This is a genomic window from Marinobacter sp. (assembly GCF_039977835.1).
Taxonomy (GTDB): Bacteria; Pseudomonadota; Gammaproteobacteria; order Pseudomonadales; family Oleiphilaceae; genus Marinobacter.
Genome location: NZ_JBDWCL010000072.1, coordinates 22,053 through 34,165, shown reverse-complemented (window position 1 = coordinate 34,165; position 12,113 = coordinate 22,053). Strand labels below are relative to the sequence as shown.

Below are 12,113 nucleotides of genomic sequence, written 5' to 3'. Positions count from 1 at the left end.
AGTTGAAATAAAAAAACCCTGCACATCTTGGCAGGGTTTTTTTATGGGTTGCTCTCCGCGGGTATTAACCCATGTTGAACAGTTCACCCAGTTTTGTCGCCAGCATCATGTCGCCCTCGGCGCGCAGCTGACCGGCCATGAATGCCTGCATGCCATCGGTTTCGCCTGACACAATGCCCTTAAGGGTTTCGGAATTCATGATCAGCGTGACAGAAGGGTCGTCATGGGTGCCTTCGACGGACTTGCATGTGCCATCCTTGATGATCACATGATAGTTGGTGTCGTCTTCGATATCGAACTGGAAGACCAGGTCCAGGCCTTCAGCGGCGTCTGCGTTAAAATTCTGTTCGAGCTTGTCAAAGATAGGAGCTACAGACATTATTTTACCCTTATTGGTGTTTGTCTTGGCGTATTGACGGCGGGCAGCCGACGTAGCATTCGACTTTAGGGTGAGAGAATAGCGGTGTCAAGCTCGATCGAACGCTTGTTTTAATTTTCTTTATTGCGACGATGGGTTGTACCTCTGGGCACCTCGGTTACAATCGAGCGCTCAAGAATAATCCTGGAGAAGCAACTTGGAATTTCTGACAGAGTTCGGTTTGTTCATTGCGAAAACGGTTACCCTGGTGGTGGCGTTGATGGTCATTATTTCCGTGATTATGTCCGCTGCCCAGAAAGGGAAGGATGATCACGGCGGCGATGGTGAACTGAAGGTTCGCAAGCTCAACGAAAAGTACCGCAAGCTGAGGGAGTCTCTTCAGGCCAGGCTGCGTAGTGAATCGGAGCGAAAAGCCTTCGAAAAGGCCCGCAAGAAAGCAGAGAAGGCAAAGGAAAAAGCGGCCAAGGCAAAGCGCAAGTCCGGTGACGGCGCAGAGGAAGAAAAACCGAAAGTGTACGTGCTGGATTTTGATGGCGACATCAAGGCCAGCGATACCGACTCCCTGCGCCGGTCCATCACGGCGGTGCTCAGCGTTGCCGAGCCTGAAACCGATGAAGTGGTGATTCGTCTGGAGAGCGGAGGCGGCCTGGTGCACTCCTATGGTCTGGCTGCCGCTCAGCTTGACCGTATCCGCACCAGGGGCATCAAGCTGACGGTGTGCGTTGATAAGGTTGCGGCCAGTGGCGGCTATATGATGGCTTGCGTAGCGGATCGTATCGTGGCGTCCCCGTTTGCAATCCTGGGTTCCATTGGTGTTGTTGCCCAGTTACCCAACTTTCATCGTTTCCTGCAGAAAAATGACGTGGACTTTGAGGTTCTTACGGCCGGCGAGCACAAACGCACCCTGACCATTTTTGGTGAGAACACCGACAAGGGCAGGGCGAAGTTCCTTGAAGACCTTGAAGATACCCACGTCCTGTTCAAGGAGTATGTCGGCGAGCGCCGCCCGGGGCTGGATTTGAGCGCGGTGGCTAACGGTGATATCTGGTTCGGGCGCCGCGCTCTGGAGGTCAACCTGATCGATGAAATCAAGACGTCCGACGAATTTCTGATTGAAGCCTGTGACCGTGCGGACGTAATCTCGGTAAGTTACGAACGTAAACGTACACTACCGGAAAAGCTCGGCCTGGCCACCAGTGCGGCACTTGAGCACACCGTATGGCGGGTATTGGGTGCATTCCGTAACCAGAAGATCCAGTAAAGCCAACGACAACGGGGAAAGATCATGACGAACGACACCGAGTTCAAGGCGTGGCGTGTTCAGGAACAGGATGGACAGTACACTGGTTCCGAACAGACACTACGTGTATCGGACCTGCCCGAGAACGACGTTTTGATCCGGGTCAGCCATTCTTCCCTCAATTATAAGGACGCGCTTTCTGCCTCGGGCAACAAGGGCGTCACGCGAAACTATCCCCATACGCCGGGGATAGACGCTGCTGGTGAAGTGGTCGAAACCTCTACAGGGTCTTTCTCCGCTGGCGATAAAGTGCTGGTCACCGGGTATGACCTCGGCATGAATACAGACGGTGGCTTTGGCGAATACATTCGCGTGCCGGCTGACTGGTGCGTGGCCATGCCCCAGGGCTGGGACGCTCGCACGGCCATGGTCTACGGTACCGCCGGCCTGACAGCGGGCCTGTGCGTGCAAAAGCTACTGACCATGGGAGCCACTCCGGAGCAGGGCAAGGTCGCGGTAAGCGGCGCTAGCGGCGCAGTAGGCAGTGTGGCGGTGGAGCTGCTCACCAATCTTGGCTTCGAAGTCGTGGCCATCAGCGGCAAGCAGGACCAGGCAGGCTCACTCAAAAGCCTTGGCGCCACCGAAGTGTTGGGCCGTGATGCTCTGGCGAGCGAAAAGAAGCCATTACTGAAGCCGGCCTTCGCGAATGCCGTGGATACGGTCGGCGGCGGCCCGCTGGCAGAACTTCTGAAACAGATCCACCCGGGCGGCTCCGTTTCGTGCTGCGGTCTTGTGGCAGGGCCACAACTGGAAACTACGGTGCTGCCATTTATCCTTCGGGGTAATAACCTCCTGGGTGTGGACTCGGTAGAAATCCCGCTGGCCGAGAAGCAGGCCGTTTGGGATAAGTTCCCAGGTGACTGGGCGTGTGAGAAGACGGAAGCGTCGGCTCGTGATATTGGGCGTGGTGAGTTGGATGACGCATTGAAGGCGTTTCTGAAAGGAGAGTCTTCAGGAAAAATCGTCCTGGATCATTCCCTGTAAAGCCACAGGTCTTCAACGGGCGGGGGTAAATCCCCCGCTTTGTTCGCGTGGCGAGTCAAAAACTCAGGAAGCCCGGCGGCGGAACAGGGGGACGTCGGTATCCGTCGCAGCCTGGTAGCCCTGAGTGAAGAAGTTCAGGCAGCGTGCCGCCTTATTGATGTCCTTGTCCGCCCGAAGTATATAGGTGTCAAAACCACAGCGCTTCATGAACTGAAGCTGGTCAAGCAGGACATCGCCCACCGCACGTAGCTCATTGCGGTAGTTCAGCCGCTCCCGCAACAGTCTGGCGATGCTATACCCGCGGCCGTCGCTGAACTTCGGAAAGTTGACCGCAATAATCGGTAGCTCGTTGACCACGCCTGCCAGCATCTCCGGCTCCTCGTGGCTGTCAAGCCAGACGCCGATATCATCACGGTTCTCGAAGTGCTCCTTGCCGGCCAGCCACAGGTCTGCAGGAATCAGCGCAGGCTGATTCGGAATATCCAGAGAGTCCCCGTCAGCAGGCCGGGGAACGACCGCCCAGTTGTCCTGACGGATACTTCCGTTGCTGGTAATGAGATCAGGCATAAACCCGCTCCTTGAATGGTTCAATGCCGATACGGCGATAGGTGTCCAGGAAGGGTTCTTCCTCGGTGCGGTGATCGACGTACACATTAATAATTTTCTGGATTACCTCCGGCATGTCATCCCGGGCAAACGATGGCCCCAGAATCTTGCCGATGGCCGCATCGTGATGGGACGAACCGCCCAGACTGATCTGGTAGAACTCCTGGCCCTTCTTATCGACGCCAAGAACACCGATGTTGCCCACATGGTGGTGTCCACAGGCGTTCATGCAGCCGGAAATGTTCAGGTCGATGTTGCCAATGTCATAAAGAAAATCCAGGTCGTCAAACTGGCGCTGTATTGCCTCGGCAACCGGAATCGACTTGGCATTGGCCAAGGCGCAGTAATCGCCACCCGGGCAGCAGATCACATCCGTCAGGGTGTTGAGGTTGGCTGTGGCAAAACCCATGGGGGTAATAGCCTGCCAGAGCTCGAACAACTCATCTTTTCTGACATCGGCAAGAACCACGTTCTGTTGATGGGTAACCCGCACCTCACCAAAACTGTACTGGTCCGCGAGATCCGCAATCTGCTCAAGCTGACGATCACTCACATCGCCCGGCGGCGTACCGGTTTTCTTCATGGTCAGCGTTACAATGGCGTAGCCCGGCTTTTTATGGTCATCCACGTTATGGGAAATCCACTGGTCGAACTCGCGGTTCTCGAAACGCTGGGTGGCCAGGGTGGCGGTGACATCCGGAACCGTCTGGTACGCCGGCTCTGTGAAGTAGCCCTTGAACTGGCTGATGGCTTCTTCCGTCAGGCGGGTAGGGGAGTCCTTGATATGGGACCACTCTTGCTCCACCTTGGCCGCGAACCCTTCCGGAGTCAGCGCCTTGACCAGAATCTTGATGCGTGCCTTGAATTTGTTGTCCCGACGGCCATAGCGGTTATACACACGCAATACCGCCTCGAGATAAGTGAGAAGATCCAGTTCCGGCAAAAATTCACGGATTACCGGCCCGACCATTGGAGTGCGGCCAAGGCCACCACCCACGTGGACCCGGAAGCCCAGTTCGCCCTGATCATTGCGAACCATCTGCAGGCCGATATCATGGACCTGAATCGCGGCGCGATCCGTATGTTCGGATGCGTTCACCGCCACCTTGAATTTGCGGGGCAGGAAGGCAAACTCCGGATGGAACGTTGACCACTGGCGAATGATCTCGCAATAGGGGCGCGGATCGGTGATTTCATCTGCCTGGACGCCGGAAAACTGATCCGTTGTGGTATTACGGATACAGTTACCGCTGGTCTGGTTGGCGTGCATTTCCACTTCTGCCAGTTCCGCCAGGATGTCCGGCACATCTTCAATGGCCGGCCAGTTGAGCTGAACATTCTGGCGGGTTGTAAAGTGGGCATAACCTTTGTCATAGTCCCGCGTTATCCGGGCCAGTCGGCGAAGCTGCGCCGAGCGGAGCATTCCGTAGGGAACGGCGATACGCAACATCGGCGCAAGGCGCTGCACGTATAACCCGTTCTGCAGGCGTAGCGGAAGAAATTCGTCTTCACGCAGCTCGCCTGCCAGAGCCCTCTCGGTCTGATCACGGAATTGTGCAACGCGTTCGGCAGCCATCTGCCGATCGTGTTCGTCATAAACATACATAGTGGAACGTCCTGCTGAAACGCTGGAAATACGGCTTTGGTGCCTGTTCTTGCGGAGGAGAATATCACCGTGTCATTATTCTTAAAATGATTATTTCAAAATATGTTTATCGATTTGGGTGATATAGGAAGCGAGATATTGCTGGACGGATGTCAATTTTCCGCCTAGATTTAAAGAGGCGTGCTTGAAGAAACACATAACAAAATAAAGGGGAAAGACTATGAAGAAGACAATGCGATCAGATAGCCAGGCGGACGCCGTAGCGGCCGTTTTGCTGATAGTCCTTGCAGTTGCCTTCGCTGTGATCTGGGTATCCGGCCAATAAACCTATTGGCTGGATAGCACCACGTTTACCACCACAATCAGGGTGACGACAAAGCCCACGGTAAACAGGATACCGGCGATAATATAAGGCCAGGGACTGTGGCTTCCGAAATCTTCCTCCCGGCGCTTGTCCGATTGCACTCCGAGAGCGCCGGCGAGAATGCTTTGCATGACTTTGAATACCCCAGGGCCCTTTTTGCGGGCAGGTTGCTTCTCGTTATCCTGTTCTTCGGTCATACATCTTTCCATCAAACCAGGTTCAGACTTTCCGGCAGCGTTTATTCTGCCGGGTCGTATGCGAGACTGGGAGCCAGCCAGCGTTCAGCCTCCACTTTGGAGATTCCTTTGCGCTCAGCATAGTCCTCAACCTGATCTGCGCCAATCTTGCCCACTGCGAAGTACTTGGATTGGGGATGTGAGAAGTACCACCCTGACACTGCAGCGGTGGGAAACATGGCGAAGCTTTCGGTCAGTTCCAGGCCGGCATTCTCCGGGGCATTCAGCAATTCGAACAGAGTCGCTTTCTCCGTGTGGTCCGGGCAGGCAGGGTAACCGGGGGCCGGACGAATGCCCTGGTAACGCTCTCGGATAAGGTCGTCGTTCTTCAGGGATTCGTCGTCTGCGTATCCCCAGAACTCCTTCCTTACACGCTCGTGCATGTGTTCCGCGAAGGCTTCTGCCAGTCGGTCAGCAAGTGCCTTCACCATAATCGCGTTGTAGTCGTCGTTACGGTCCTTGAATTCCCGGGAGAATTCCTCGGCACCGATACCGGTGGTTACTGCGAAGCCGCCAACGTAATCGCAGGGACCGTCGCCTTCGGGAGCGACGAAATCCGACAGCGCCATCATTGGCTTGCCCGGAGCCTTTTCATCCTGCTGGCGCAGGTGGTGCAGGGTGGTCAGTTCGGTCTGACGACTCTCGTCGGTGTAGAGCACAATATCGTCGCCCCTCCGATTGGCTGGCCAGAACCCGATGACGGCTTTTGCAGATACGCGTTCTTCACCGATCATCTGCCGCAGTATTCCCTGGGCGTCTTCGAACAGCGTTTTCGCAGCCTCACCCCGCTTGGGGTCATCGAATATGGCCGGGTACTTTCCGGACATGTCCCAGGACACAAAGAACGGTGTCCAGTCGATGTAGTCGAGCAGTTTCTCAAGATCGTAGGTTTCGAACGCCCGGACGCCGGTGAAGGCGGGTTTCGGGGGCTCATAGTTTACGAAAGCGACATCAGGCGCGCGGTCGCGCGCTTCCTTCAGTGACACCAGCTTGGTGCGCTCGCCCCGGTTCTTGCGGCGTTCGCGGATGTCGTGATATTCGGTTCTTGCGGCGTCCACCAGGCCAGGTTTTGCGGTCTTGCTGAGCAACTGGGACGCCACGTTGACGCAGCGTGAGGCATCAGATACGTACAGGGCAATGTCGTTCTTGTACTGCTGCTCGATCTTGACAGCAGTATGAGCCTTGGAGGTGGTAGCGCCGCCAATCATCAGCGGGATGTGGAAGTCCAGCCGTTGCATCTCTTTTGCCACATGTACCATCTCATCCAGCGACGGGGTGATCAGGCCACTCAGGCCGATGATATCCACGTTCTCTTTCTTTGCGGTCTCGAGGATCTTGTCACAGGGCACCATCACGCCCATGTCGATGACCTCGTAGTTATTGCACTGCAACACCACGCCCACGATGTTTTTGCCAATATCGTGGACATCGCCCTTGACCGTCGCCATCAGGATCTTGCCCTTGGCTTTCTGTTCCTCAGTCTTCTCGGCTTCGATGTACGGAATCAGGTGTGCGACCGCCTGCTTCATTACCCGGGCGCTTTTGACCACCTGGGGCAGGAACATCTTGCCATCACCGAACAGATCGCCGACCACGTTCATGCCGTCCATCAGTGGGCCTTCGATCACCTCGATGGGGTGGGTTGCGCGCAGGCGGCAGGCTTCTGTGTCGTCGATGATGTAATTGGTAATGCCTTTGACCAGGGCGTGCTCAACCCGTTTCTCAACGGGCCATTCACGCCAGGCAAGGTCCTCTTCCTGGGTTTTTCCGCCCTTGCTGCGATAGCGTTCGGCGATCTCCAGCAGCCGGTCGGTGGAATCGTCACGGCGGTTGAGCACCACGTCCTCGACCAGCTCTTTGAGTTCGGGGTCGATTTCGTCGTAAATGACCAGTTGGCCCGGATTGACGATACCCATGTTCATGCCGGCTTTGATGGCGTGATACAGGAACACTGAGTGGATGGCCTCACGCACGGCATCGTTACCACGGAAGGAGAACGACACGTTGCTCACGCCGCCGGAAATGGCGGCGTGGGGCAGGTTGTCGCGGATCCAGCGGGTAGCGTTGATGAAGTCCACCGCGTAGTTGTTGTGCTCCTCAATGCCGGTCGCAATGGCGAAGATGTTGGGGTCGAAAATAATGTCCCCGGCGTTGAAGCCAATACCAACGAGCAGGTCGTATGAGCGTTTGCAGATCTCTGTCTTGCGCTCATAAGTATCCGCCTGGCCGTCTTCATCAAACGCCATGACGACCACGGCAGCGCCGTAGCGCATGCAGTCACGGGCGCGCTTGAGGAATTCGTCCTCGCCTTCCTTGAGGCTGATGGAATTCACCACGGCCTTGCCCTGAATGCAGCGCAGGCCGGCTTCGATGACTTCCCACTTGGATGAGTCGATCATCAGCGGAACCCGGGAGATGTCGGGCTCAGAGGCCACCAGTTTCAGGAAAGTCACCATGACTTCCTTCGAATCCAGCATGCCCTCGTCCATGTTGATGTCGATGATCTGGGCACCGTTTTCCACCTGGTCACGGGCAACGCTCAGGGCTTCTTCGTACTGCTCTTCCTTTATCAGGCGGAGGAAGCGCTTGGAGCCCGTAACGTTGGTGCGTTCGCCAACGTTAATAAACAGGGTGTTTTCGTCGCCGGTAAACGGCTCCAGGCCGGAAAGGCGAAGCGCCTTTTTGATTACCGGAACCTTGCGTGGTGGATACTTGGCAACCGCGTTGGCGATGGCTTCAATGTGATCCGGCCTGGAGCCGCAGCAACCCCCGATGATGTTGAGGAAGCCGTCGCGGGCAAAGCCTTCAATGATGTCGGCCATTTCTTCCGGCGTCTGGTCGTATTCCCCGAACTCGTTGGGAAGACCGGCGTTGGGGTGGGCGCTGACGTAGGTATCTGCCTTGTTGGACAGCTCCTCCACATAGGGACGCAGAGCATCGGCACCCAGGGCGCAGTTGAGGCCGACGGAGATCGGCTTGGCATGGGCCACGGAGTTCCAGAAGGCCTCGGTGGTCTGGCCCGACAAGGTGCGGCCGGAGGCATCGGTGATGGTGCCGGAAATCATGATTGGCAGTTCTACACCGCTGTCAATGAAATACTGCTGGGTGGCATAAATGGCGGCCTTGGCATTAAGGGTGTCAAAAATGGTTTCAATCAGGATCAGGTCACAGCCGCCCTCAACCAGGCCCTCAACCGCTTCGTAGTAGTTGTCGACCAGGGTCTGGAAATCAACGTTGCGATAGCCGGGGTTATTCACATCGGGCGAGATGGAGGCCGTGCGCGAGGTGGGCCCGACCGCACCTGCCACAAACCGTGGCTTGTCCGGATTGCGGGCGGTGAATTCGTCAGCCACCTGGCGAGCCAGTTTTGCCGCAGCCACATTCAGTTCTTTGGCGAGCGATTCCAGCCCGTAGTCTGCCTGGGAAAGCTGTGTTGAGTTGAAGGTGTTGGTTTCTATAATATCCGCACCGGCATCCAGGTAGTCCGCATGAATATTGCGGAGCAGGGCCTGCTGGGTGAGATTGAGCAGGTCATTGTTACCCTGGACTTCACGGTCATAGTCGGCAAATCGATCGCCGCGGAAGGCTTCCTCGTCCAGTTTCAGGTTCTGGATCATGGTGCCCATACCGCCATCAAGAATGACGATGCGTTCTTTAAGGGCGTTACCAAGCTGTTCCAGGCGGTCCAGACGAGAGTTGCGATTGGTCATAGAAATTACTTCCGGAAGTCGTATTTGTCTCAATGGCGCGGGATCATAGCAAAATTGGTGGATGTCGTCCCACGCCGTCATGATGTTCATCAATGGACGAAGTAAAGTCCGACTATTTTACTTGGTCTTTCATGTTGGCGCGAACTCACTTAAAATACGATTAAACTTACCAACGGGTTGCAATTATGGCATTGGTTACGGTGACAGATCCCGCACGGGATTACCTTGCACAACTTATCGAAAAACAGGATGTTGAGGGCATGGGCGTCCGCATTTTCGTGACGCAGCCCGGAACCAAGAACGCCGAGACCTGTCTGGCGTACTGCCCGCCCAATGAAATTGTGCCGACTGACGAACAGATTGATCTTGGTAAATTCACCCTGTTTCTTGATCACAATTCGGTTCCTTTTCTTGAAGAAGCCTATGTGGACTACTCCAAGGATCAGATGGGCGGTCAGCTGACCATCAAGGCGCCCAACGCCAAGGTGCCCAAGGTTGATGATGATGCGCCTTTGCCGGACAGGATCCAGTACGTACTGGCCTCGGAAATTAACCCGAACCTGGCCGCCCATGGTGGCGATGTGTCGCTGGTTGAGATTGTTGACGGCTCCGTGGCCGTGCTCCGGTTTGGTGGCGGCTGCCAGGGCTGCAGTGCCGTCAGCCTGACCCTCAAGCAGGGCGTTGAATCGACGCTGAAAGAGCGCGTGCCGGAAATCTCCGCGGTGCGGGATGTGACCGACCATACCGTTAAAGAAAATGCTTACTATCAGTAAGATAAAGCGCATTGTTCAACTGTGATCAGAAGCCGGCAATTGCCGGCTTCTTTTTTTGCGCGCACTGATATTTGTCAGCTCCGGGCCTGCCGCGCTACCGTCTTTACTCTGGCGGTACGGCCAATGTTGGTTTACTTCAATTACTTCATTATCAGGCACATAATCAGAATCAAACAGCGGGTAACATTCCCGCCTCATAATTAACGGCGCGCTCGCTGCACGGTGCCCGCCATTCATACACTGGGGTTTGTCTTGGTTGATGTAGCACTTCTGTCTGTGCCATTTGTGGCGGCTTTGGTTGGCTGGGCGACCAACTGGCTGGCCATCCAGATGTCGTTCTATCCCGTGCAGTTCATGGGGGCCGGCGTGTTCGGCTGGCAGGGGGTGATTCCCCGGAAGGCCGAGAAAATGGCTCATATCTGCATCGACCGCACTCTTCAGCAGTTCGGCGACCTGAACGCTGTCTATCAGAAGCTGGAACCCCAGAGAATCGTGGAGCAGGTGATTTCCCAGGTGGGCCCGCGAATGGATGAGTATATTGATGAGGTCATGTACGACATCCAGCCCGTACTATGGGACAACCTGCCGTTGTTCGTCCGCAACCGCATCTATCAATGGGGGCGAGAGCAGTTACCGGGACGGATCGAGTCACTGGTGGAGGATTTTGGCGACGACCTGAATGACCTGGTGGATCTCAAGGCGCTTCTCAGTCGGGAGCTTGAATCCCACCCGGATCTGATGAACCGGATATTCCAGCAGGCCGGTTCGGTGGAGCTCCGCTCCGTGATTAACCGGGGAGCGATCATCGGGGGCATCCTTGGCGCCATCCTGGCGCCGATCTGGGCGCGATACCCCGAGCCCTGGCTATTACCCGTGGGTGGTTTTGTCGTGGGGTTTCTGACCAACTGGATCGCTATTAACCTTATATTCCGCCCGTTGACACCCCGGCGTTTTCTGTTCTGGAAGGTACAGGGGCTGTTTCTCAGGCGCCAGCCCGAGATCAGTGAGGTGTGGGCGAGGTTGGTGTCTGAGGAGCTGATCACGGTTGAGAAGGTCGCTGATGCCATGATCAATGGCAGCCATGGCGACCGTACCCGGGCGATTATCCAGAAACACTTGAGGCCGCTCCTGGACAATTCGGTGGTGATGAAGCTGGCCGCCCAGGTAACTGTGGGGATGACGGGTTACACTGAGCTCAAGAAAGCCATGAACCAGAAAGCCGTGCTGGCGACACGGGACGTGTTCGGAGACCCGGGATTCAACCGGGAAAGAGCGCCGGTAGTCGCTGGTGTACTGGCCAGCCAGATGAAATCCCTGGGCCCGGCCGAGTTCCAGGACATTCTGAGGCCGGCGTTCCGTGAGGAAGAGCTCCAGCTCATGCTGGTTGGAGGTGCTCTGGGCGCCCTCGCGGGTGGGCTGCAGTTTCTTATGTTAAACACAGTATTCGCGTGACAGGCCCGACAGTGATGCCTGGCACGGTCGACTGACCCGGAGGGCAGTGTATGAACTTTGGATGGACACTCGTTATTCAGGCGCTGGTAACCGCTGCAGCGGTACTGGCTGCGCTTGCCTTTTTCTGGTTTGTGGTCATCAAACCGCACCTGGACCGCAAAGTGGCTGAAATCATTGAGGCTGCAAGGGAGGTGGAACCTGCTGTTAAAAGAGGGGTGCGTCAGGGAGTTGAGGAAACCCTGAGGGAGCTTCCCGAAAGTACGGTCAAGGAATCCACGCGGCAGTTTCTGCGTTTCGGGTCGGGTCTGTTCGAAAATGGTCTGAGCAGTTTTCTTGGCGAAGTACCGGGCCAGGGCAGGAAGCCACGCGGCGACCTATAGGCAATTGGTTGGCCGTGGCAGGCCGGCAATGCGGCACGCGGTCTTTGCCGGGGTGCCGGGGAAAAGCTGCATCAGGTAGATGCTGTTGCCCTTTTCCTCGCCGAGCGCCTCTTTTACCGCTTTTACGAACAGGCGGTTAGAGGGCGGCGACATCTCATGCTGCTTGTAAAAATCCCGAAGAAACCTGATGATTTCCCAGTGGTTTTCGCCAAGACTGATGCCATCGTCGCCAGCGATAACTTCGGCAACTTTCGGATTCCAGTCTCCAGCACACTCCAGAAAACCTTCATTGTTTCGTTCCGGCATCAGGATGTCAGTCATGG

The 12,113-nt window shown here is 56.0% G+C and carries 11 protein-coding genes; 5 read left to right on the top strand and 6 right to left on the bottom strand.

Translation table 11 applies throughout. The features are described 5' to 3' along the window. Window positions 1–64 precede the first annotated feature (64 nt). Window positions 65–379, bottom strand: coding sequence for an SCP2 sterol-binding domain-containing protein (locus ABJM11_RS20850; RefSeq protein ID WP_348295279.1), 315 nt, complete (start codon window positions 377–379; stop codon window positions 65–67). 196 nt (window positions 380–575) lie between these two features. On the opposite strand from ABJM11_RS20850, the gene sohB reads away from it, so the two are divergent. Together sohB and ABJM11_RS20840 are read left to right on the top strand one after the other, a co-directional pair. After that, window positions 576–1,640 carry a protease SohB gene (sohB, locus tag ABJM11_RS20845; protein WP_348295278.1) on the top strand — a complete coding sequence of 355 codons (1,065 nt, stop codon included), beginning with the start codon at window positions 576–578 and terminating at the stop codon, window positions 1,638–1,640. 24 nt (window positions 1,641–1,664) lie between these two features. Further along, window positions 1,665–2,663, top strand: a complete 999-nt coding sequence (locus ABJM11_RS20840) for a YhdH/YhfP family quinone oxidoreductase (protein ID WP_348295277.1) — start codon at window positions 1,665–1,667, stop codon at window positions 2,661–2,663. Window positions 2,664–2,726: 63 nt separating this feature from the next. Here ABJM11_RS20840 and ABJM11_RS20835 read toward each other — a convergent pair whose 3' ends face one another. The 4 genes from ABJM11_RS20835 to metH form a co-directional block, all read right to left on the bottom strand. After that, window positions 2,727–3,230 carry a DUF934 domain-containing protein gene (locus ABJM11_RS20835; RefSeq protein ID WP_348295276.1) on the bottom strand — a complete coding sequence of 168 codons (504 nt, stop codon included), beginning with the start codon at window positions 3,228–3,230 and terminating at the stop codon, window positions 2,727–2,729. After that, entirely contained in the window at window positions 3,223–4,875 is a 1,653-nt protein-coding gene (locus ABJM11_RS20830; protein ID WP_348295275.1) for a nitrite/sulfite reductase, read from the bottom strand. Before ABJM11_RS20830 ends, ABJM11_RS20835 begins: the two co-directional genes overlap by 8 nt. 327 nt (window positions 4,876–5,202) lie before the next feature. Continuing rightward, window positions 5,203–5,436 carry a DUF2970 domain-containing protein gene (locus ABJM11_RS20825; protein ID WP_348295274.1) on the bottom strand — a complete coding sequence of 78 codons (234 nt, stop codon included), beginning with the start codon at window positions 5,434–5,436 and terminating at the stop codon, window positions 5,203–5,205. A 41-nt stretch (window positions 5,437–5,477) separates the two neighbouring features. Then, on the bottom strand, window positions 5,478–9,185 hold the full coding sequence (gene metH, locus ABJM11_RS20820) for a methionine synthase (protein ID WP_348295273.1): 3,708 nt from the start codon (window positions 9,183–9,185) through the stop codon (window positions 5,478–5,480). Between the two features lie 185 nt (window positions 9,186–9,370). Here metH and nfuA point away from each other — a divergent pair, with 185 nt between their 5' ends. From nfuA to ABJM11_RS20805, 3 genes are all read left to right on the top strand, one after another. Then, on the top strand, window positions 9,371–9,958 hold the full coding sequence (gene nfuA / locus ABJM11_RS20815; RefSeq protein WP_348295272.1) for a Fe-S biogenesis protein NfuA: 588 nt from the start codon (window positions 9,371–9,373) through the stop codon (window positions 9,956–9,958). A gap of 252 nt (window positions 9,959–10,210) precedes the next feature. Beyond that, complete coding sequence (locus tag ABJM11_RS20810) at window positions 10,211–11,410, top strand: hypothetical protein (RefSeq protein ID WP_348295271.1); 1,200 nt, start codon at window positions 10,211–10,213, stop codon at window positions 11,408–11,410. Window positions 11,411–11,460: 50 nt separating this feature from the next. Continuing rightward, the gene (locus tag ABJM11_RS20805; RefSeq protein ID WP_348295270.1) at window positions 11,461–11,790 is read left to right on the top strand and encodes a hypothetical protein; all 330 of its coding nucleotides are present in this window, start codon (window positions 11,461–11,463) and stop codon (window positions 11,788–11,790) included. On the opposite strand, the gene ABJM11_RS20800 is transcribed toward ABJM11_RS20805, so the two are convergent. Further along, on the bottom strand, window positions 11,785–12,111 hold the full coding sequence (locus ABJM11_RS20800) for a TusE/DsrC/DsvC family sulfur relay protein (RefSeq protein ID WP_348295269.1): 327 nt from the start codon (window positions 12,109–12,111) through the stop codon (window positions 11,785–11,787). The genes ABJM11_RS20805 and ABJM11_RS20800 overlap by 6 nt on opposite strands. Window positions 12,112–12,113: the final 2 nt, after the last annotated feature.